Origin of the sequence: Sinomonas atrocyanea (genome assembly GCF_030811715.1) — a bacterium.
Taxonomy (GTDB): domain Bacteria; phylum Actinomycetota; class Actinomycetes; order Actinomycetales; family Micrococcaceae; genus Sinomonas; species Sinomonas atrocyanea_A.
Window position 1 is genome coordinate 539,662 of sequence record NZ_JAUSRH010000003.1, and the last position, 19,894, is coordinate 559,555.

Consider the following 19,894-nt stretch of genomic DNA (forward strand, 5'->3'; position numbering starts at 1 on the left):
CTCGGTAGAATCAGGGCTTATGCCAGCACACTTCGCCGCAGTCCTCCATGCCGTCACGCTCACCGACGACGACGCGGCCGCTGCCGCCCGCGCCCTCGAGGGAGCGGGGGCCGCCGTAGGGCCGTTCGAGCGCCCGGCGGGCGCGGACGGCCCCTACGCGGTGCTCACCGCGGACGTGAAGCTCGACGCCGGCCACGCGGCCGCCGCGCGGGGCGCCCTCGCGGGCCTCGGCATCGGCGCGGCGCTCGTCCCGGTCGGGCTGCGGGAGGCCGAGCGGAAGCTGCTCATCATGGACGTCGACTCGACGCTCATCCAGCAGGAGGTCATCGAGCTCCTCGCCGACTACGCGGGCAAGCGCGAAGAGGTCACCGCAGTGACCGAGGCCGCCATGCGCGGCGAGCTCGACTTCGCGCAGAGCCTGCACGCACGCGTCGCGACCCTCGCGAACCTCCCGGAAGACGTCATCGCGAAGGTTCGGGACGCCGTCGTGCTCTCCCTCGGTGCCGAGGAGCTGATCGAGGCGTTCCACGCCGGCGGCCACATCGTGTGCGTGGTCTCGGGCGGGTTCGAGCAGATCCTCACCCCGCTCGCCGAGCGCCTGGGGCTGGACCACTGGCGCGCCAACGAGCTCGAGGTGGCCGACGGGAAGCTCACGGGCCGGGTGCTCGGCGAGGTGGTGGACCGTGCGGTGAAGGAGCGGATGCTGCGCGAGTGGGCCGGCCAGCACGGGATCCCGCTCGAGCACTGCATCGCGGTGGGCGACGGGGCGAACGACCTGGACATGCTCGGGGCCGCCGGCCTCGGGGTGGCGTTCAACGCCAAGCCGAAGGTCCGCGCGGAGGCCGACGCCGCCGTCGACCTTCCCTACCTTGACGTGGTGCGCCACCTGGCGGGGGTGTGAGCGACTCCTCAACGCGACGGAGCTGACTCCTCAACACGACGGACGTGGCTCCTCAACGCGACGGACGTGACTCCTCACGTTGAGGAGCCACGTCCGCGTGGTTGAGGGGGCAGGTGCCCCCAGAGTGGTCAGGCCTGGAAGTGCCCGGCGCCGCCCACGTACTCGGTGTGGCCCGTCGGGACGTCCGCGGTGACCATCTTGGCGACCTCGGCCCCGAACTCCTCGACGGAGTACAGCTTCCCGGCGGCCTCGCGGCGGGACTCGATCGCCCCGGGGGCCGCGCGCTCGAGGAGCGTGGCCGTGATGGTGCCCTCGATCATGTCCCCCGAGACGACCACGAACGTGATCCCCTTCTCCTCGAGCCACGGCACGAGCTCGCGCAGCGCGGTCTCGCCGGCCCGCTTGGAACGCGCCACGGGCTCGTAGGCGTCCATGGTCTGGACGGAGTCGATGAAGTGGGCCTGGTGGCTCGTGACGAACACGACGCGCGAGCCCGGCTTCATGCGCTCGGCGGCGGCCTTGAGCATCGACACCTGGGCGTCGCGGTTGAGCCGGAGCGCGTAGTCCTCGCCGAGGCCGGACTCCATGCCCCCGGAGGCGTTGAGGACCAGGATGTCGAGGGAGCCGAAGGCGTCCACCGCGGCCTGGGCCAGGGCGTCGACGTCCGCCTCGTTGGTGAGGTCGCCGCCGACGGCGATCGCGCGGCCGCCCGCGGCCTCGATCTCGGCCACGACCTTGTTGGCGCGGGGCGCCTTCTGCCGGTAGTTGACGACGACGGCAGCGCCCTCGCCCGCGAGGACCTTGGCCGTGGCGGCCCCGATCCCCCGCGACGACCCCGTGACGATCGCCGTCTTGCTGTCCAGGACTCCCATGCGTGCTCCCCTTCGTCTGCTCCGGCCACTTTGTGTGACCTCGCCAAGTTTTCGGTGACTGCGCACCATCATGCCAGCCCAGAAGCGGCCGGGCCGTTGTCGGAATCCTCCAACAACGGCCCGGGCCCGCGCGACGCGTGCGGCGAGAAGGGGGCTCAGTGGCCCATGCCGAGCCCGCCGTCCACGGGGATGACCGCCCCGGAGATGTACGCGGCCTCGTCGCTGGCGATCCAGCGGACCACCTTGGCGACCTCGTCGGCGTCGGCGAACCGGCCCGCGGGCACGCGGGAGAGGTAGTCCTTCTGGGTCTCCTCCGGCAGCTCGGACGTCATGTCGGTCTTGATGAAGCCCGGGGCCACGACGTTCGCGGTGATCCCGCGGGAGCCGAGCTCGCGGGTCAGCGAGCGTGCGAGGCCCACGAGGCCTGCCTTGGAGGCGGAGTAGTTGATCTGCCCGGGGGCCCCGTACAGCCCGGAGACCGAGGAGATGAGGATGACGCGGCCCTTGCGCAGCCGGATCATGCCCTTGGAGGCGCGCTTGACGACGCGGAAGGCGCCCGTGAGGTTGGTGTCGAGGACGGAGGTGAAGTCCTCCTCGCTCATGCGCAGCAGGAGCGTGTCCTTGGTGATACCCGCGTTGGCCACGAGGACCTCGACCGGGCCGTGGGCCTCCTCGACCGCCTTGAACGCGGCGTCGATGCTGGCCTCGTCCGTCACGTCGGCCTGGACGCCGAGGATGCCCTCGGGCAGCTCGGCCGCGGTCCGGTAGGTCACGGCAACCTTGTCGCCGTTCGCGAGGAACGCCTTGGCGATCGCGAGGCCGATGCCCCGATTGCCTCCGGTCACGAGGACGCTGCGGGGGGACGGTGCTTCCGGGCTCACTGACGCTCCTAGGGAAGAAGGGAGGACGCCGCTGGTCGGCGCCGGTTCAGGGTGCATCCTAGCCAAATTGGCCGGTGCACGCGGTGGTGGGAGAATGGGGCCTGCTTGGGAGTGTGATGACGAGAGAACGAGACGGCCGCGCGGCCAGCGACAGGGACGGCGAGCACGCCGTGGACGGTGCCGAGGGTGCCCCCGAAGTCCACAGCATCACCTCGGCCGCGCCCGGGCACAGCGTCGACATGCACCAGCGCATGGTCCGCTATGCGCTGGCGATGGGCATCCGCGTGGTCTGCATCGTGGCCCTGTTCTTCCTCGACGGCTGGTTCAAGCTCATCGCCGTCGCCGGCGCCGTCTTCCTCCCCTGGGTCGCCGTCGTGATCGCCAACGCCCAGACCAAGGGCGAGGAGTACGACAGCGAGCTCATGGACCACATCTCCTACGGCGAGATCGGTGCGGGCCGCCCCGAGGACGGCGCCGGCTCGTCGCCGACGACGGACGGCGAGACGATCCTCGGGGAGACGGTCGACGACGATCCCGACCGCGAGGAGCCGGCCGCACAGGACCGGAACGGCAGCGCGCCCCCGCCCAGGACCGGCTCCGAGCCCCCGGAGGCCGGCGCCGCATGAGCCTGTTCAGCCTCCTGCCGGGCGACTCCGACCTCCCCCAGACGCCGGTCTGCTCCCGCAAGGGATGCCGGGCCCCCGCCCTGTGGCGCCTGCTCTGGAACAACCCCAAGATCCACACGCCCGAGCGCCGCAAGACCTGGTTGGCCTGCGCCGAGCACCGCGACTGGCTCGAGGACTACCTGCGCACGCGCCTGCTGTGGCGCGAGACCCTGCCGCTGACGGAAGCATCTTCCCCATGTACCGATTCCTGATCTCCCGGCGATGGCTCACCTACCTCGGGCTCGCCATCGTGTTCGCGATCGCCTGCGTGCTCCTGAGCCGCTGGCAGATGGCGCGCCTCGACGAGGCCAAGGCCAACGTGGACCTCGTCACCCGGAACTACGACGCGCCGCCCGTCCCGTTCACCCAGGCCGCCACCGATTTCGCCTCCCTGCCCCCGGACAGCGAATGGAAGCAGGTCGCGCTCCACGGCTCGTACGACACGGCCCAGACCCGGGTGGTGCGGAACCGGCCCAACTCGGGCCAGCCCGGCTACGAGGTGGTGGTGCCGTTCCGGACCGACTCCGGCCAGACAGTGATCGTGGACCGCGGCTGGCTGCCCATCGGCAACAAGGAGGCCGGGCGGCCGGACTCCATCCCGGCGCCCCCCTCAGGCGAGGCGACCGTCGTCGTGCGGCTGCGCCCGAGCGAGCCCGCACTGGACCGCGGCGCGCCGGACGGCCAGCTCGCCTCGATCGACCTGCCCGCCTACGCCCAGCAGCTCCCCTACCCCGTGCTCACCGGCGCGTACGGCCTGCTCGCGAGCGAGAATCCCGCCCCGGCCCAGCCGGCCCCCGCCTCGCTGCCCAAGCCGGCGCCGGACGAGGGCATGCACCTCTCCTACGCGCTCCAGTGGCTCGCGTTCGCGGTCCTCATGTTCATCGGCTTCGGCTACGCGGCGCGCCAGCAGGCCCGCAACGACGCGATCGACGCGGCGGCCGAGGCCGCGGAGGCCGAGGACGCCTCCGCCGCAGAGGTCGCCGAGGCGGCCGCGCGCGCCGCACGCTTCGCACCCCGCAGGAAGCGCCGGCCCACGGCCGAGGACGAAGAGGACGCGATCCTCGACGCGCAGGGCTTCCACTGATGCCGCACGAGGCCGCGGCCGGCGACCGGGACGCCGTCGCCCGCGTCCGCGCGGCACTGGCCGCCGCGGGCCTGCCGGACACCGTGCGGACGTTCGACGACGAGGTCCCGACCGCGGCCGCAGCGGCCGGGGTGCTCGGCTGCGAGCTCGGGGCGATCGCCAACAGCCTCGTGTTCGAGCTCGACGGCGGCCCGCTGCTGATCCTCGCGAGCGGGGCCGGACGCGTCGACACCCGGCTCGTCGCCGAGCGGATCGGTTCGGGGAGGATCCGCCGTGCCTCGCCGGACTTCGTCCTGGCGCACACCGGCCAGCGCGTCGGCGGCGTGGCGCCCGTGGGCCATCCGGAGCCGCTGCGCACGCTCCTCGACACGCACCTCGCCGCGTATCCGACGCTGTGGGCCGGCGCCGGAGACCACCGCTCGATGCTGTCGATCTCCTACGAGGACCTCGCGCGGGTCACCGGGGCCCAGGCCCTCGAGGTGCGGTAGCGCGGGTTTCGGCTCCGCTCAACCACCGCGGGCTCAGGCGAGGGTGATGAGGTCCAGGTAGTCCGCGCTCCACAGGTCCTCGACGCCGTCCGGCAGGAGGACCACGCGCTCCGGGTTGAGCGCCTCGACGGCGCCCTCGTCGTGGCTGACCATGACCACGGCGCCCTTGTACGTCTTCAGCGCGCCGAGGATCTCGCGCCGGCTCGCCGGGTCGAGGTTGTTGGTCGGCTCGTCGAGGAGCAGCACGTTCGCGCTCGAGGCCACGATCGTGGCCAGCGCGAGGCGGGTCTTCTCACCGCCGGAGAGGACCCCGGCGGGCTTGTCGACATCGTCCCCCGTGAACAGGAACGAGCCGAGGATCCCGCGCACGTCGGCGTCGCCGAGGCGGTCCGGCGCGGCGCGGCGCATGTTCTCCAGGACCGTGCGGTCGTGGTCGAGCGTCTCGTGCTCCTGCGCGTAGTAGCCCACCTTGAGCCCGTGCCCACCCCGGACCTCACCGGTGTCCGGGGTGTCGACGCCTGCGAGCATGCGCAGGAGCGTGGTCTTGCCCGCACCGTTCAGTCCGAGGATGACGACGCGGGAGCCGCGGTCCACGGCGAGGTCGACGTCGGTGAAGATCTCCAGCGAGCCGTAGGACTTGGACAGTCCTTCCGCGGTGAGCGGCGTCTTGCCGCACGGGGCGGGCTCGGGGAAGCGCAGCGCGGCCACGCGGTCCGCCACCCGCTCCTCGGCGACGCCGGCCAGGAGCCGCTCGGCCCGCTTGGCCATGTTCTGCGCGGCGACGGCCTTGGTGGCCTTGGCGCGCATCTTGTTGGCCTGGTCGAGGAGCACCTGGGCCTTCTTCTCCGCGTTGGCGCGCTCGCGCCGGCGGGCGCGCTCATCGGTCTCGCGCTGGGCGAGGTAGCGCTTCCAGCCCATGTTGTAGATGTCGATCACCGCGCGGTTCGCGTCGAGGTGGAACACCTTGTTCACCGTCGCCTCGAGCAGCTCGACGTCGTGGGAGATCACGATGAGGCCGCCCTGGTGGGCCTTGAGGAAGTCCCGCAGCCAGGCGATCGAGTCGGCGTCGAGGTGGTTCGTGGGCTCGTCGAGGAGCAGGGTGTCAGCGCCCGAGTAGAGGATGCGGGCGAGCTCGACGCGCCGGCGCTGGCCGCCCGAGAGCGTCCTGAGCGGCTGGTTGAGGATCCGGTCCGGCAGCGCGAGGTTCGCCGAGATGGCGGCCGCCTCCGCCTCCGCCGCGTAGCCCCCGCCCGCGAGGAACTCTGCTTCGAGCCGGTCGTACCGGGCCATCGCCTTGCGCTGGACCTCCGCGTCGTCGCTCGCCATGTCTGCCTGGGCGGTGCGCAGCTTGCGCACGACGACGTCGAGCCCGCGCGCGGAGAGGATGCGGTCCCGCGCGAGCTGCTCCATGTCCGGTGTCCGGGGGTCCTGCGGGAGGTAGCCGATCTCGCCGGCCCGCGTCACCGTGCCGGCTGCGGGCAGCCCCTCCCCCGCGAGCACGCGGGTGAGCGTCGTCTTGCCCGCACCGTTGCGCCCGACCAGCCCGATCTTGTCCCCCTTGTCGATCCGGAAGCTCACCTCGTCCATGAGGAGGCGTGCGCCGGCGCGCAGTTCGAGATTGGAGACAGTGATCACTTCGGCAGGGGCCTTTCGGGGGATGGGGCCCGGATCTGGGCCTCATCCCATGGTATCGGCCTTGGCGGACTCCTCCTGACGCGCAGCGAGCCGCTCCCGCTGGGGCACGACGACGTACTTCGGATCGAGGGTGGAGGCGCGGCCGGCCTCGAAGACCCCGAAGCGCAGCAGCGCCGACCCAGCGGCCACGGCAAGGCCGCTCAGGGCGCTGACCGCCCGCGAGGACCGGCCGCCGAGGGCGAGTCCGACCGCCCCGCCCACGGTGAACGCCTTCGACAGCCGCAGCAGGGTAGCCGCCCGGCCCTGGTGGAAGGTCTCCGCGGAGAGCTTGCCGCTGCGCTCCATCGCCAAGCTCATCGCGGTCTCGACCGCCGCGCCGCCGATCGCCATCCTGCGCGCGGGCCCAGCCTCGGCCAGGGGCGAGAGGGCCGCACCGACACCGCCGGCCGAGGCGGCGGCCGACCCGGCGAACACGAACGGCATGACGGCGTGGGCGTCGTGCCAGGTGGGCACCGCGGTGTCGGAGACGAGCACCGCGGTGTAGGTCGCCACCGCCGAGCCGGTGATGCCCGCGCCGAGGCCCGCGGCCTTCCCCGCTCGCGGGAAGACGCCGAGGACGTTGGCCGCCGCGCTCGCGCCCGCGAGCGGCCCGTACGCGGAGAGGATCCACGAGCCGACGCTCATGGGCGAGGTGGGCTTGGCGACCCGGAGCATGTTGACGAAGCGCTCCGGGCGTCCGAGGTCATGCACGAGCGCGACGACGGAGGCCGAGATCGCCGTGAGGGCGGTGAGCTTCGCTGCACGCTCGAGGCGGGGCCGATCCGTGTGCTGCGCACCCGCCGCCAGGATCGAGGACGCGCCCGCGAGCCCGCCCGCGAAGATGTAGCCGGCGATGTCCAGGGCCTCCCACGTGGGCTCCTTGAGGATGGGACGGCCGTAGTAGGAGGTGAATTCCTCCGTGCGTCGGCGCCGCGGGCTCATCTGCGCCCTCCCCAGAACACGAGGGCGGCGCCGGCGAGGAGGCCCGCGGCCGCTCCGGCGGCGCGCTTCCACATGGCGGGGAGGTCCCGGGTGGTCACGATCGGGTCCGGCGGGAGTCCGTACGTCTCGGGCTCGTCGAGCAGGAGGAAGAACGCGCCGTCGCCGCCCACGCCGTTGTCGGGGTCGTGCCCGTAGAGCTGGGCGTTCTCCTCGCCGCGCTCGTGCAGCTCCGCGAGGCGGGCGTCGGCGCGTTCACGCAGTTCGTCCAGCTCTCCGTACTGGATGGACTTGGTCGGGCAGGCCTTCGCGCACGCGGGCTCTTCGCCGACCTCGAGGCGGTCGTAGCACATGGTGCACTTGAAGACCCTGCCGTCGTCCTTGCGCTGGTCGATCACCCCGTAGGGGCATGCGGACACGCAGTAGCCGCAGCCGTTGCAGACATCCTGCTGGACGACGACGGTTCCGTGCTCGGTGCGGAACAGCGCGCCGGTGGGGCAGACGTCGAGGCACGCCGCGTGCGTGCAGTGCTTGCACACGTCGGAGGACATGAGCCACTTGACCCCGTCGTGGCCGCCGGGGTCAGTCGCCGGGACCTGCTTCTCGATGAAGGCGACGTGGCGCCATGTATTGGCGCCGAGGGCGGAGGTGTTGTCGAATGATTCGCCGGTCAGCTCGAGGCTGGAGTCGGCCGGGACGTGGTTCCATTCCTTGCACGCGACCTCGCACGCCTTGCAGCCGATGCACAGGCTCGTGTCGGTGAAGAAGCCCTTGCGGGGCACCCCCACGCCCGGCATCCCCAGTTGCGTCACGCTCATGACCTGACTCCCTCCATGCCGGTGTGCTCGTCGATGCCTGCGCGCTGGCGGTACTCCTCGATCAGGGCCAGCAGGTCCTTGCCGCGGGGCCTGCGGCCGGGCCGGATGTCGACCGTGAGGGCCTTGACCTCCTGGATGTGCACGTTGGGATCCATGGCGATGGAGGAGAGCTCGTTCATGGCATCCCCCTTGCTCAGCCCGTTGGGGCCCCAGTGGTAGGGCATGCCGATCTGGTGCGCAGTGCGGCCGCCCACGGAGAGGGGGCGCATGCGGTCGGTGACGAGGACCCTGGCCTCGATCGCGCCCCGCGCGGAGACCAGGGTGGCCCAGCCCTTGTGGGTGAGGCCGCGTTCGGCCGCGAGCGCCGGGGACACCTCGCAGAAGCTCTCCGGCTGGAGTTCGGCGAGGTAGGGCAGCCAGCGCGTCATGGCGCCGGCGGTGAAGTGCTCCGTGAGCCGGTAGGTCGTCAGCACGTACGGGTACACCTCGGCGCCGGGCTCGCGGCCGCTGGGGTGGTACCGGTTGCCCTCGCGCGCCAGGAGCTTCCTCAGCGGGTTGCGGCCCTGTCCGTAGAGCTCATTCTGGAACGGCGACTCCTGCGGCTCGTAGTGCGTAGGGAGCGGGCCGTCGACCAGACCGGCCGGCGCGTACAGCCAGCCCTTCCCGTCCGCCTGCATGATGAACGGATCTGTTCCGGAGAGCGCATCGGGCCCGCGGGCGCCCTGCGGCGGACGGTAGCTCGGCGGCTTGGTGGGCTCGAAGTCGGGGACGTCGCCTCCGGTCCACTTGCCGGCCTCCTCGTCCCACCAGATGAGCTTCTTCCGCTCGCTCCACGGCCGCCCCTCGGGGTCGGCGGAAGCCCGGTTGTAGAGCTCGCGGCGATTCGCGGGCCACGCCCAGCCCCATTCGAGGCCCGCGAGGGTCTGCTCCTGATGGGGCTTGCGCCGCGCGGCCTGGTTGACGCCGTCGGCCCTGACGCCGCAGTAGATCCAGCACCCGCAAGTCGTCGAGCCGTCGTCCTTGAGCTCCGTATAGGCAGAGAGCGGCGAGCCGTCCGGGCCCGCCCCGTTGATCTCTGCGAGCACGCCCTCCGCCTCAGGCTCGTCCTGGGGTCCGCCGTGCGGATAGTCCCAGGTGAGATCTGCGACGGGGCGGTCGGCCTCGTCCCGCGACCCGTCGAGGAGTGCCCGCACGCGGTTGCCCAGATGCCAGACGAACCAGAGGTCGCTCCTGCGGTCGGCCTCGGGCTCGACGGCCTGGTCGCGCCACTGGAGCAGGCGGTTGGTGTTGGTGAAGCTGCCGGCCTTCTCGGTGTGGGCGGCAGCGGGGAAGAAGAAGACCTCGGTGGCGATGTCCTCCGTGCGCAGCTCCCCCGTGGCGATCTCGGGGCCGTCCTTCCACCACGTCGCGCTCTCGATGAGCGAGAAGTCACGCACCACGAGCCAGTCGAGCTTCGACATGCCCATCCGCTGCAGGTGCGTGTTGGCCGACCCCACCGCGGGGTTCTCGCCGAAGAGGAAATAGCCCTTGCACGTGCCCTCGAGCTGGGCGCTGACGGTGTCGTAGGTGCTGTGGCTTCCCGTGATGCGCGGCAGGTAGTCGAAGCAGAAGTCGTTCTCCGCCGTCGCGGCGTCCCCCCACCAGGCCTTCAGCAGGCTGACCATGTAGGAGCGCGAGTTGCCCCAGAAGCCGCCCTTCGGCGAGTCCGCCTCGATATAGGAGTCGAGGTCGAGGTGGTGCTCCGCGTGGGGGCTGGGGAGGTATCCGGGGAGGAGGTCGTAGAGGGTCGGGATGTCACTCGAGCCCTGGATGCTCGCGTGGCCCCGCAGTGCCATGATGCCGCCCCCGGGGCGGCCGATGTTCCCGAGCAGCAGCTGCAGGACCGAGGCGGTCCGGATGTACTGCGTCCCGGTGGTGTGCTGGGTCCAGCCGACGGCATAGGCGAACGCGGTGGTGCGCTCCCGGCCCGAGTTGGCGGTGATCGTTTCGGCCACATCCCGGAAGAGGTCCTGCGGCACGCCGCACACCCGCTCCACCATCTCCGGGGTGTATCGGGAGTAGTGGCGCTTGAGGACCTGGAACACACAGCGCAGGTCCTGCAGGGTCGTGTCGCTGCGCCACTCGCCCTGCACCGACGCGCCGCCGGAACCGTGCGACTGCGCATGCGAGGCCTCGCCCATCGTGCTGCCGCCCTGGAAGTCGGAGTCCCGCTCGCCTGAGGACGGTGCAGCGTAGCCGCCCTCGTACTGCCACGAGTCGGTGTTGTAGGCGCGGTTCTCGGGGTCGAAGCCGGAGAAGAGCCCGTCGAGGTCCTCGGTGTCGCGGAAGTCCTCCGAGAGGATCGTAGCCGCGTTGGTGTACGCCACCACGTAGTCGTGGAAGTAGGCGTCGTGCTCGAGGACCCAGTTGACGAGACCGCCGAGGAAGGCGATGTCGCTGCCGGCCCGGAGGGGCACGAAGGTGTCCGCCATGGCGCTCGTGCGGGAGAACCGCGGGTCGACGTGGATGATCTTCGCGCCGCGTTCCTTGGCCTCCATGACCCATTGGAAGCCCACCGGGTGGGCCTCGGCGAAGTTGGAGCCCTGGATGACGATGCAGTCGGCGTTCGCGAGGTCCTGCAGGTAGGTCGTCGAACCGCCGCGGCCGAAGCTCGTTCCGAGGGCGGCCACGGTCGAGCTGTGGCAGACCCGTGCCTGGTTCTCGACCTGGACGACGCCCAAGGCGGTGAAGAGCTTCTTGATGAGGTAGTTCTCCTCATTGTCCAGCGTGGCGCCGCCCAGGCTCGCGATGCCGAGGGAGCGACGCGTCCGGCGGCCCTGGGACTCCCACTCCCAGGTGTCCCGGCGGGTGTCGACGACCCGCTGCGCGACCATGTCCATGGCCGTCTCGAGATCCAGCCGTTCCCACTCCGTCCCGTGCGGGCGGCGGTAGAGCACGTACTTCTCGCGGGAGTCGCCCGTGGTCAGCTGGAGCGAGGCCGAGCCCTTGGGGCACAGCCGCCCGCGGCTGATGGGCGAGTCCGGGTTGCCCTCGATCTGGATGACCTTCTCGTCCTTGACGTAGACCTTCTGGGCACATCCCACCGCGCAGAAGGGGCAGACCGAGCTGACAACCCGGTCTGCCGCGTCGGTGCGCGCCCGCAGGTTCTCGGTGGCCCGCGACTTTGCCGCATGGTGCCGGCCCGTGGGGTCGTGTTCCAGGAACTGGCGCAGTACGGGCCACTCGAGCGGACTTGCCATGGGACACCCTCCCGGTCTCGACGCCGCCGCTGCGTGACCTGCGCCACGCAGCGCACGGGAGCCATACTAGCCCCGCATCCTCCATGCCCGGCCAGAGCCGAAGCCAATCAGGCGTGGTCGGCGTGGACCAGCAGCCGCTCGTCCCCCTCGATGGCCGAGAGCGCGAGCTCCTTGTATCCGACCGAGTCGAAGAGCACCGTGATCCTGTCGGCCTCGACTCCCATCACGAGGCCTGCGCCCCAGTCCCGGTGGCGGACGGGATCCTGCATGGACCAGCCCTCCGGGACGCTGCCCTCGCGCTCGCGGGCCTGCTCCCTGCTGCCGTCCTCTTCGCAGCGGTCGCAGTGGCCGCACCAGGCCGGAGCCTCCTCGCCGAAGTAGTTGAGCAGCCAGTGGCGGCGGCAGCCGTCGGTCTCGGCATAGCCGCGCGCCATCTCGATCCGCGAGGCGTCGACACGCTGCCGGGACTCCTCCTCGGCGCGCGTCCGCCCGACGGCGTCCTGCGCGTCCATGCCCCGCGTCGCACGGTACCCGGATCTCCCGGCCTGGACGCAGCCGCTGCGCACGAGGAGGTTCAGGATGCGTGACTGGGCGCGGGGCGACAGGCCCGTGCGCTCCCCGAGGGAGCTCGCCCGCACCGGGCCCTCGGCGCGGACGGCGTCGAACACGCTCGCCACCTGCTCCGGGGGCACGTGGCCGCCCGCGAAGAACCGCTTGAGGCCGAGGTCCTCCGGCCGGTAGTGCAGGACCGCGACGGCTTCGGCTCCGTCGCGGCCGGCCCGGCCGATCTCCTGGTAGTAGCTGTCCAAGGAGTCCGGGATGTCGGCGTGGACCACGTACCGGACGTCGGGCTTGTCGATCCCCATCCCGAACGCGGTCGTCGCCACCACGACATCGAGCTGCTCCCCGGCGCTGCCGTCGAGGAAGCGCGCGTGGACGGCCGCGCGCTCTGCGGCCGGCCGCCCGGAATGGTAGGCGGCCGCAGCGAGGCCCCTGTCGGCGAGCGCGGCCGCGAGCTCCTCGCTCCCCCTCCGCGTGGCCACGTACACGAGGCCGGGGCCCTCGAGCGAGGCGACCTGGTCGAGCACAGCAGCGCGCTTGGCGTCCTCGCTCACGTGCCGCTGGACCCGCAGCCCGATCTCGGGCCGGTCGAAGCTCTGGAGGAGGACCAGCGGATCGGACAGGGCGAGCCTGTCGATGATCTCGGCGCGCGTGTGCGGCGACGCGGTGGCCGTCAGGGCGATGGCCGTGGGGCCGCCCAGCCGGCGACGCACCTCCCCGAGCATGAGGTAGTCGGGGCGGAAGTCGTGTCCCCACGCGGAGATGCAGTGGGCCTCGTCCACGACGAACAGCTTCGGCTCGAGGTCCGCGAGCCGGGAGACCGTCTCCTCGCGCGCGAGCTGCTCCGGCGCCAGGAAGACGAAGCGGGCCGTGCCGTCCGCGAGGGCCGCCCAGGCCGCCCGTTCCGCGCGTGCCCGGATCGTGGAGTTGAGCACGACGGCGGTGCCGTCGCCGAGGGAGGCCTCGAGGGCATGGGCCTGCTCGGCCTGCAGGGCGACGAGCGGGCTGGCCACCACGGTCACGCCCGGCAGGGCCGCCCCCGCCACCTGGTAGATCGCAGACTTGCCGTGCCCCGTGGGCATGACGGCCAGGACGTCGCGCCCCTCCGCCGCCGCGCGGACGGCCTCGAACTGGCCCTCCCGCCAGGTGTCGATCCCGAAGGCTTCGCTGGCCATGCGCCGCAGCGCGCCGGTGGTGTCTTCCATCCGGTCGCCCTACCCGACGCGGTGCCCGGGGAAACGCCGTGGTGGGGCAAACGCGGTGCCCGGGCGTGAGACGATGCCGCAGGAGCGGACGCGGCCGTCCGAGGGCCGCCCGCCACTGCAGCCGAGGAGGACCATGCTCGCGATCGTCATGGACCACATCGCCGGACCGCTCGCCGTGCGCGAGGTGGACGAGCCCGAGGTGCCGGACGGCGGCGTCGTCGTGTCCGTGGCCGCCACCGGGCTGTGCCGCAGCGACTGGCATGCCTGGGCCGGGCACGACGACGTGGCGCTCCCCCACGTTCCCGGGCACGAGTTCGCGGGCGTCGTCGCCCGGGTGGGCGCGGGTGTCACGAAGTGGACGGTCGGCGACCGGGTCACGGCCCCCTTCGTCGAAGGCTGCGGGAGATGCGAGTGGTGCCTGTCGGGAAACGCCCAGGTCTGCCCCGACCAGGAGCAGCCGGGCTTCACGCACTGGGGGTCCTTCGCCGAGCGGGTCGCCGTCCATGCGGCCGACACCAACCTCGTCGCGATCCCCGAAGGCGTGGGCTTCGAGGCTGCGGCGAGCCTGGGATGCCGGTTCGCCACGGCCTTCCGGGCACTCACCAGCCGGGCCCGCGTGGCCGCAGGCGAATGGGTCACCGTGGTGGGGGCAGGCGGCGTCGGCCTGAGTGCGGTCATGATCGCGAAGGCCCTCGGTGCCCGGGTCATCGCCGTCGACCGGAACGCGGGAGCGCTCGCGGCGGCCACAGCGCTCGGCGCGGACCAGGTCCTCGTCGCTGACAGCACCGACGTGCCGGCCCGGGTCCGGGCGCTCACGGGCGGGGGAAGCCAGGTCTCCCTCGACGCCGTCGGCAGCGAGCAGACCTGCGCCGATGCCATCCTGAGCCTGGCCCGCCGCGGCCGGCACGTCCAGATCGGCCTCCTCCCCCCGGTCGAAGGCCACCCGCGTGTGCCCATGGAGCGGGTGATCGCCTGGGAGCTCGACGTGTTCGGCAGCCACGGCATGGCCGCCGCCGACTATCCGGGCATGCTCGGCCTGATCGCCTCGGGTGCGCTGCGCCCGCACGAGCTCATCGAGCGGATCATCGGGTTCGACGAGGCCGCCGCCCTGCTTCCCGGCTTCGACTCGGCGAACGTCGCGGGAATCACGATGATCCGCCCCGGCCACGGTGGCCCTTTGTAGCCACTCGCCAAGGCCCGGCCGCGACGGGTCGTGGGCCGTCTACAAAACAGCCGGGGCCCCCGCTCCGTAGCCTTCTGACAGAGCCACGTCCCCACCGCCAGGAGGAACCATGAGCCATCAGAGGACCGGGGCGCCGCACCCGCAACGGGCCGCAGAGGGCAGCCCGGTCGCCGTGCACCGCGCCTTCCCGGACGTCCTCGTGCGACGGGTGAAGTGACTGCCATGCTGACCCAGCGCGCCGGCCACGGCGCTCCGAGCGGGATCGAGCTCACCGACGTCAGCGTCGTCGTGCCCGTCGACGATCCACCGCCGGGCGCTCCCGCCCACAAGGTCCTCCTCGAGGGCGTCGACCTTTCCCTCACGGAGACGCGGGTCGCCGTCATCGGGGCCAACGGCTCTGGCAAGTCCACCCTCCTGCGCCTGCTCAACGGGCTCGTCGCCCCCAGCTCGGGCTCCGTGGCGGTGCACGGCCTCGACACCGTCCACGACGCCCGTGCGGTGCGCCAGCGGGTCGGGTTCGTGTTCACCGACCCGCTCTCGCAGCTCGTCATGCCCACGGGACGGGAGGACGTCGAGCTCTCCCTGCGGCGCCGCCATCCGCGCCGGGCGGAGCGGGCCACGGCCGCGCAGGAGGTGCTGGACCGCTTCGGCCTCGGGCCGCTCGCGGACCAGAGCGTGCACGAGCTCTCCGGGGGCGAGCGCCAGCTCATGGCGCTCGCGGCGGTCCTCGCGGTCGGGCCGGAGGTGCTCGTCCTGGACGAGCCCTCGACCCTGCTCGACCTGCGCAACCGCGAGCTGCTGCGTCGCACTCTGGCCTCCCTCGACGAGCAGGTCATCCTCTCCACCCACGACCTCGAGCTCGCGGCGGACGCGGACCGCGTGCTGGTGGTAGAGGACGGGCGGATCGCGTTCGACGGCGCCCCGGCGGCCGCCGTCCCCTTCTACCGCCAGCTGTGCCTCGAGGCGCCGGCCACGTCTGCCGCGCCAGCCGGGCCCACGCGGGGACGCTCCTGATGCGCCGCCCCGCCGCCGGGCTCCTCGCGGGCTACGTCCACGGCGACTCCTGGCTCCACCGCACCCCGCTGTGGGCCAAGTTCGCCGCGGTGGTCGCAGCCGGCGCGGCGAGCTTCGTGCTGCTGGACTGGCGCGCCTCCTGTGCCGCGCTGGCGGCCGTGATCCTCGCCTGGCTCTCGGCCGGCCTGGGCGTCCGCCGGCTCGCGGCCTCCTGGCGGCTCGTGCTGCCCCTCGCCGCCGTGCTGTTCGCCTTCCAGTGGTGGCAGCAGGGCCCGGCTATGGCCGGCCGGATCGTGGCCAACCTGCTCCTGTGCTTCGTGGCGGCGGGCCTGCTCACCGCGACCGTGCCGCTGCAGGACCTGCTCGACGCCGTCGCCTCCCTGGCGCGGCCTTTCCGGCGCCTGGGTGCCGATCCCGAGAGGTTCGCCCTCGCGATCGCGATCATGGTGCGCAGCATCCCCGTCCTGGCCGGATCGTTCGCGGAGGTGGGCGACGCCGCCCGCGCCCGCGGGCTCGAACGCAGCGTGCGCGCGCGGACGGTCCCCGTGGTGCTCGCCGCCGTCGCCTATGCCCGGCGCACCGGCGACGCGCTGGCGGCCCGGGGACTCGGCGACGACTGAGGGCCGTCGGGACGGGCTGTCAGGAGCCGGCTCCGTCACGGAGTGCGCACGACCGCGAAGAGTGCGGCGGTGCCGATGCCCCCTGCGGAGCTGATCATCGCCAGGCACAGCGCCCCGCCTGGCAGCTGCTGGGCACGGGCCAGGAGCCGGACCACGGAGACCGCTCCCGAGGCGCCGTAGGCGTGCCCGAGGGCCAGCGCCCCGCCATCGGTGTTCAGCACCCGGTCGAGGTCCTCCCCGGTGAGCCCGAGCCGGTCGGTGCACGCCAGGACCTGGCCCGCGAAGGCCTCGTTGAACTCGATCGCGGCGACGGCCCCGGCCGGCACGCCGTGCACGGCCAGGAGCCGCTCGGCGGCGGCCGCGGCGCCGAGGCCGAGGCGGCGCGGGTCGACCCCCGCGGTCTCGGCCCCGAGGAACGCCAGGGCCGCCCGGCCGGGGCGCGGGCGGGCACCGCAGCCCGAGCTGACGACGAGCGCGGCCGCGGCGCCGTCGGCGTCGGAGCAGGAGTTGCCGGCCGTCACCGTCCCGCCCGGCACGAACGCCGCCGGGAACCGGGCGAGCAGCCGGGCGTCGAGCCGGGCCCTCGGGCCGTTGTCCGCCGCGACCCAGTCCTCGGTGCCGGGAACGCGGACGGGGACCAGCTCGCCGTCGAACGCGCCGGATGCCGCGGCCCGGAGCGCGCGGGCGTGGCTGCGCAGCGCGAAGGCGTCCTGGCGTTCCCGGCTGATGCCGCCTTCGCGGGCCACCGTCTCGGCAGCGAACCCCATGTCCGGGTCGGAGGGCTCTGCGGTGCCCGGGACCTCGGGAGCGTGCTGGGCGCGCCGGTAGAACTCGAGGGAACCATCCGCGCCGCGCCGTGCGCGCACCGGGGCGGTCGTGACCGATTCCGCTCCCCCGGCGAGGTAGGCGGGCCCTGCACCGGCCTGCGCGAGCCGGCAGGCGAGCACGATCGCGTCGAGGCCCGAGCCGCACTGCCGGTCCACGGTGATGCCGGGGAGCCGCTCCGGCAGTCCGGCGGTGAGCGCGGCGAGGCGGGCGAGGTTGCCGCCGCCGCCGGCCGCGTTGCCGATCACGACGTCGGCGAGGTGCTCGGCGGCCGCCCCGGCCCGGTCCACGAGGGCGGAGAGTACGGGGGCGAGGAGCCCGTGGACGGATACCCCGGCGAGCGCCGTCCCCGACCGGGCCAGCGGCGTCCGCAGGCCTTCGACGACGAGCGGGGCGCCGGCCGGGCTAGGCCAGGCGGCGGGCACGCCGGTCCCCCTCGAGCACCCACCGCTGGAACTCGGTCCTGGACAGCTTGCCGCGCTCGGTGACGGGCAGGGCCTCCAGCTCGACGTACTCGAGCGGCCGCTTCGCCGGGGCGAGCCGGCCCTCGAGTCCCGCGCGGAGCTGGAGCTGGCACAGGCCGGCGTGCGCCGGCACGATCCCGGCGACGATGCGCTGGCCGCGGACGTCGTCCGGGAGCCCCGCGACGACGACCTCCGCGACGCCCGGGATCATGGCCAGAGCGGCCTCGACCTCGTGCGGGTAGACGTTGTGGCCACCGGTGTTGACCATGTCCTGGGTGCGGCCGAGGACGTGGAGCTCGCCGTCGGCGAGGAAGCCCTGGTCGCGCACGGTGTACCAGCCGCCGAGCCGGGTGAACGCCTTCCCGTCGTCGCCCCACACGTAGCCGTCGGAGACGAGCGGGCTGCGCACGCAGATGTTGCCGGTCTCGCCGTCGGGGACGGGCCCGCCGGCGTCGTCGAGGATGGCCAGCTCGACGCCCTCGAAGGCGCGGCCGACGCCGGTCCCCACCTCGGTCCCGGCCGTGCCGGGATCGTGGCGGCTCGAGGCGACGAAGCTCAGCTCGGAGGCGCCGTAGTACTCCCACACGATGGCCCGCGGGGCCCAGCGGCGCACCGCCTCGAGGGTGCGGCGGTCGAGCTTCTGGCCCGAGCACACCACGGCGCTGATCCCGCTCGCGTCGACGTCCCCGGCCAGGCCGCGCTCGGCGAGGACGCGGAGCATGGTCGGCACGAGGACGAGGCGCGTGATGCCGCGCAGGGTGATCTCCGCGTGCGCGTCGCCCACGTCGAACGCGGGGAGGGTGTGGAACGCAGCTCCGGCCCACAGGCATTCCGAGAGCGTGTAGAGGTTCAGGCTGGCCGAGAGCGGACCGGGGGCGAGGACACGGTCGCCGGGAGTGAGGCCGAACGCCGCGGTCGAGGCGGCGAAGGAGCGGGCCCACGACGCGCGGGAGCGGCTGAAGCCCTTCGGCACGCTCGTCGTGCCCGAGGTGAGGCCCACGAGGAAGCTCGAGGCGCCGCTGCCGTCCGCGAGCCCGGCGGGCTCGAGGCGACGGCGGGGCGGGGCGCCCCACCGGCCGGCGAGGCGCTCCTCGACGTCCCGGGCCAGCTCGTCCGGCCAGGCCGGGTCGAGCACCGCGCACTCGCGTTCTCCGGCCACGCCGGCCGCCCAGCGCACCGCGAAGTCCACGCCGTTGGGCGCCCGCAGCACCCCCGTGGGTTCCCCCGAGGCGGCGAGCGCCGCGGCTGCTGCGTGCAGCTCCGCCCACGAGAGCCGTTCGCGCCCGCACACGACCGCGGGCTCATGCGGCTTCTCGGCGGCCCACCGCGCGAGCCGGTCCAGAAAGGGCATGGGGAAATTCTATCGGCGCACCGGCGGTGCACCCCTGATCATGACGGTCCGGCTAGCGTAGGTCCATGAGCTTCAACGAAGGCAGCCAGCTGGATCCGTCCCAAGTCGAGGACCGGCGCGGCGGCGGCGGACTGGGCCGGGGGCCCCTGATCGGCGGCGGCGTGGGCGGGGCCCTCCTCGTGCTCGCGCTGACCCTCCTGGGAGTGAATCCCGGACTCCTCGGCGACCTGACCGGCGGCTCCGGCCAGTCCGGGACGGCCACCGGCCCGGCCAGTGCCGGGACGAGCCAGTGCCGCACCGGGGCCGACGCGGCGCAGCGGCTGGACTGCCGCATCGTCGGGACGGTCAACAGCGTCAACGCCTTCTGGGCGGGCTACCTGCCCTCGCAGGGCGTCAGGTACACCCGGCCGAAGGCGGTCGTGTTCAGCGGCCGGACCTCGACCGCGTGCGGTCCCGCGACGACGGAGGTCGGCCCGTTCTACTGCTCCGGGGACGTCACCGCGTACTTCGACCCGGGCTTCTTCGACGAGCTCGTGACCCGGTTCGGGTCCTCGGGAGGACCTCTGGCGCAGGAGTACGTGGTGGCCCACGAGTTCGGGCACCACGTCCAGGACCTCGTCGGCACCCTCGGCTACGCCCAGAAGGACCCGCAGGGGCCCGAGTCCGGCAGCGTGCGCGTCGAGCTCCAGGCGGACTGCCTCGCCGGCATGTGGGCGCACTACGCGAGCACCACCGACGACCCGGCCACGGGAAAGCCGTACCTGGCGAAGATCACCCAGCAGGACGTCCAGGACGCGCTCTCCGCCGCGGCCTCCGTCGGCGACGACCGGATCCAGAAGTCCGCGACGGGGCGGGTGAATCCCGAGAGCTACACGCACGGGACGAGCCAGCAGCGCCAGACCTGGTTCATGCGCGGCTTCAGCGGCGGGGACCTCAAGCAGTGCAACACCCTCACCGGCCGCGTCTAGGGCCCTTCCCCCGGCTGGAAGCACGACGGCGGGGGGGGGGGGGGCGCCGGGGGGGGGGGGGGGGCGCCCCCCCGGCCGGGGGGGGGGGGGGGGGCCCGCGCCCCCCCCCCCCCCGCCTATTTTCAAGGCCGGCCCCACAGGG

The 19,894-nt window shown here is 73.0% G+C and carries 18 protein-coding genes; 9 read left to right on the plus strand and 9 right to left on the minus strand.

The window, feature by feature from the left end:
• Positions 1-19: 19 nt before the first annotated feature.
• Positions 20-901 carry a phosphoserine phosphatase SerB gene (serB, locus tag J2W21_RS07975; protein ID WP_307113940.1) on the plus strand — a complete coding sequence of 294 codons (882 nt, stop codon included), beginning with the start codon at positions 20-22 and terminating at the stop codon, positions 899-901.
• Between the two features lie 128 nt (positions 902-1,029).
• On the opposite strand, the gene J2W21_RS07980 is transcribed toward serB, so the two are convergent.
• On the minus strand, positions 1,030-1,773 hold the full coding sequence (locus J2W21_RS07980) for an SDR family oxidoreductase (protein WP_307113941.1): 744 nt from the start codon (positions 1,771-1,773) through the stop codon (positions 1,030-1,032).
• A gap of 155 nt (positions 1,774-1,928) precedes the next feature.
• Positions 1,929-2,654, minus strand: a complete 726-nt coding sequence (locus J2W21_RS07985; protein ID WP_307113942.1) for a beta-ketoacyl-ACP reductase — start codon at positions 2,652-2,654, stop codon at positions 1,929-1,931.
• A 116-nt stretch (positions 2,655-2,770) separates the two neighbouring features.
• Between J2W21_RS07985 and J2W21_RS07990 the strand changes: the two genes are divergently transcribed.
• From J2W21_RS07990 to J2W21_RS08005, 4 genes are read left to right on the plus strand one after another with little or no spacing between them, the layout of a single operon-like run.
• Entirely contained in the window at positions 2,771-3,280 is a 510-nt protein-coding gene (locus J2W21_RS07990; protein WP_307113943.1) for a DUF3099 domain-containing protein, read from the plus strand.
• On the plus strand, positions 3,277-3,531 hold the full coding sequence (locus J2W21_RS07995) for a hypothetical protein (protein ID WP_307113944.1): 255 nt from the start codon (positions 3,277-3,279) through the stop codon (positions 3,529-3,531). The genes J2W21_RS07990 and J2W21_RS07995 overlap by 4 nt, the downstream gene beginning before the upstream one ends.
• Complete coding sequence (locus tag J2W21_RS08000; protein ID WP_307113945.1) at positions 3,516-4,403, plus strand: SURF1 family cytochrome oxidase biogenesis protein; 888 nt, start codon at positions 3,516-3,518, stop codon at positions 4,401-4,403. The genes J2W21_RS07995 and J2W21_RS08000 overlap by 16 nt, the downstream gene beginning before the upstream one ends.
• Entirely contained in the window at positions 4,403-4,891 is a 489-nt protein-coding gene (locus J2W21_RS08005) for a YbaK/EbsC family protein (protein WP_307113946.1), read from the plus strand. Before J2W21_RS08000 ends, J2W21_RS08005 begins: the two co-directional genes overlap by 1 nt.
• Before the next feature lie 33 nt (positions 4,892-4,924).
• Here the strand turns inward: J2W21_RS08005 and J2W21_RS08010 are convergent, their stop codons facing one another.
• From J2W21_RS08010 to J2W21_RS08030, 5 genes are all read right to left on the minus strand, one after another.
• Positions 4,925-6,526: an ABC-F family ATP-binding cassette domain-containing protein gene (locus J2W21_RS08010; RefSeq protein ID WP_307113947.1), complete on the minus strand. Its 1,602-nt coding sequence runs from the start codon at positions 6,524-6,526 to the stop codon at positions 4,925-4,927.
• 42 nt (positions 6,527-6,568) lie between these two features.
• On the minus strand, positions 6,569-7,507 hold the full coding sequence (nrfD, locus tag J2W21_RS08015; RefSeq protein WP_307113948.1) for an NrfD/PsrC family molybdoenzyme membrane anchor subunit: 939 nt from the start codon (positions 7,505-7,507) through the stop codon (positions 6,569-6,571).
• Positions 7,504-8,322, minus strand: a complete 819-nt coding sequence (locus J2W21_RS08020) for a 4Fe-4S dicluster domain-containing protein (RefSeq protein WP_307113949.1) — start codon at positions 8,320-8,322, stop codon at positions 7,504-7,506. Before J2W21_RS08020 ends, nrfD begins: the two co-directional genes overlap by 4 nt.
• On the minus strand, positions 8,319-11,561 hold the full coding sequence (gene fdh, locus J2W21_RS08025; RefSeq protein WP_307113950.1) for a formate dehydrogenase: 3,243 nt from the start codon (positions 11,559-11,561) through the stop codon (positions 8,319-8,321). The genes J2W21_RS08020 and fdh overlap by 4 nt, the downstream gene beginning before the upstream one ends.
• A 107-nt stretch (positions 11,562-11,668) precedes the next feature.
• Positions 11,669-13,327: a RecQ family ATP-dependent DNA helicase gene (locus J2W21_RS08030; RefSeq protein ID WP_307113951.1), complete on the minus strand. Its 1,659-nt coding sequence runs from the start codon at positions 13,325-13,327 to the stop codon at positions 11,669-11,671.
• 133 nt (positions 13,328-13,460) lie between these two features.
• Between J2W21_RS08030 and J2W21_RS08035 the strand changes: the two genes are divergently transcribed.
• From J2W21_RS08035 to J2W21_RS08045, 3 genes are all read left to right on the plus strand, one after another.
• Positions 13,461-14,510, plus strand: a complete 1,050-nt coding sequence (locus J2W21_RS08035; RefSeq protein ID WP_307113952.1) for a zinc-binding dehydrogenase — start codon at positions 13,461-13,463, stop codon at positions 14,508-14,510.
• 222 nt (positions 14,511-14,732) lie between these two features.
• The gene (locus J2W21_RS08040; protein ID WP_307113953.1) at positions 14,733-15,524 is read left to right on the plus strand and encodes an energy-coupling factor ABC transporter ATP-binding protein; all 792 of its coding nucleotides are present in this window, start codon (positions 14,733-14,735) and stop codon (positions 15,522-15,524) included.
• Positions 15,524-16,144, plus strand: coding sequence for an energy-coupling factor transporter transmembrane component T family protein (locus tag J2W21_RS08045; protein ID WP_307113954.1), 621 nt, complete (start codon positions 15,524-15,526; stop codon positions 16,142-16,144). The genes J2W21_RS08040 and J2W21_RS08045 overlap by 1 nt, the downstream gene beginning before the upstream one ends.
• 35 nt (positions 16,145-16,179) lie before the next feature.
• Here the strand turns inward: J2W21_RS08045 and J2W21_RS08050 are convergent, their stop codons facing one another.
• Both J2W21_RS08050 and J2W21_RS08055 read right to left on the minus strand, forming a co-directional pair.
• Positions 16,180-17,394: a thiolase family protein gene (locus tag J2W21_RS08050; protein WP_307113955.1), complete on the minus strand. Its 1,215-nt coding sequence runs from the start codon at positions 17,392-17,394 to the stop codon at positions 16,180-16,182.
• Positions 17,375-18,784 (minus strand): class I adenylate-forming enzyme family protein, encoded by a 1,410-nt coding sequence (locus J2W21_RS08055; RefSeq protein WP_307113956.1) that lies wholly within the window; start codon positions 18,782-18,784, stop codon positions 17,375-17,377. The genes J2W21_RS08050 and J2W21_RS08055 overlap by 20 nt, the downstream gene beginning before the upstream one ends.
• A 65-nt stretch (positions 18,785-18,849) precedes the next feature.
• Here J2W21_RS08055 and ypfJ point away from each other — a divergent pair, with 65 nt between their 5' ends.
• On the plus strand, positions 18,850-19,752 hold the full coding sequence (ypfJ, locus tag J2W21_RS08060; protein ID WP_307113957.1) for a KPN_02809 family neutral zinc metallopeptidase: 903 nt from the start codon (positions 18,850-18,852) through the stop codon (positions 19,750-19,752).
• The last annotated feature ends 142 nt before the right edge of the window (positions 19,753-19,894 follow it).

Bases quoted from the DNA above. Each gene is read 5' to 3' on its own strand.
- J2W21_RS07990 (WP_307113943.1), top strand. From the start codon at position 2,771: ATGACGAGAGAACGAGACGGCCGCGCGGCCAGCGACAGGGACGGCGAG.
- J2W21_RS08020 (WP_307113949.1), bottom strand. From the start codon at position 8,322: ATGAGCGTGACGCAACTGGGGATGCCGGGCGTGGGGGTGCCCCGCAAG.
- J2W21_RS07995 (WP_307113944.1), top strand. From the start codon at position 3,277: ATGAGCCTGTTCAGCCTCCTGCCGGGCGACTCCGACCTCCCCCAGACG.
- J2W21_RS08005 (WP_307113946.1), top strand. From the start codon at position 4,403: ATGCCGCACGAGGCCGCGGCCGGCGACCGGGACGCCGTCGCCCGCGTC.
- J2W21_RS08055 (WP_307113956.1), bottom strand. From the start codon at position 18,784: ATGCCCTTTCTGGACCGGCTCGCGCGGTGGGCCGCCGAGAAGCCGCAT.
- serB (WP_307113940.1), top strand. From the start codon at position 20: ATGCCAGCACACTTCGCCGCAGTCCTCCATGCCGTCACGCTCACCGAC.
- nrfD (WP_307113948.1), bottom strand. From the start codon at position 7,507: ATGAGCCCGCGGCGCCGACGCACGGAGGAATTCACCTCCTACTACGGC.
- J2W21_RS08035 (WP_307113952.1), top strand. From the start codon at position 13,461: ATGCTCGCGATCGTCATGGACCACATCGCCGGACCGCTCGCCGTGCGC.
- ypfJ (WP_307113957.1), top strand. From the start codon at position 18,850: ATGAGCTTCAACGAAGGCAGCCAGCTGGATCCGTCCCAAGTCGAGGAC.
- J2W21_RS08040 (WP_307113953.1), top strand. From the start codon at position 14,733: ATGCTGACCCAGCGCGCCGGCCACGGCGCTCCGAGCGGGATCGAGCTC.
- J2W21_RS07980 (WP_307113941.1), bottom strand. From the start codon at position 1,773: ATGGGAGTCCTGGACAGCAAGACGGCGATCGTCACGGGGTCGTCGCGG.
- J2W21_RS08045 (WP_307113954.1), top strand. From the start codon at position 15,524: ATGCGCCGCCCCGCCGCCGGGCTCCTCGCGGGCTACGTCCACGGCGAC.
- fdh (WP_307113950.1), bottom strand. From the start codon at position 11,561: ATGGCAAGTCCGCTCGAGTGGCCCGTACTGCGCCAGTTCCTGGAACAC.
- J2W21_RS08000 (WP_307113945.1), top strand. From the start codon at position 3,516: ATGTACCGATTCCTGATCTCCCGGCGATGGCTCACCTACCTCGGGCTC.
- J2W21_RS08030 (WP_307113951.1), bottom strand. From the start codon at position 13,327: ATGGAAGACACCACCGGCGCGCTGCGGCGCATGGCCAGCGAAGCCTTC.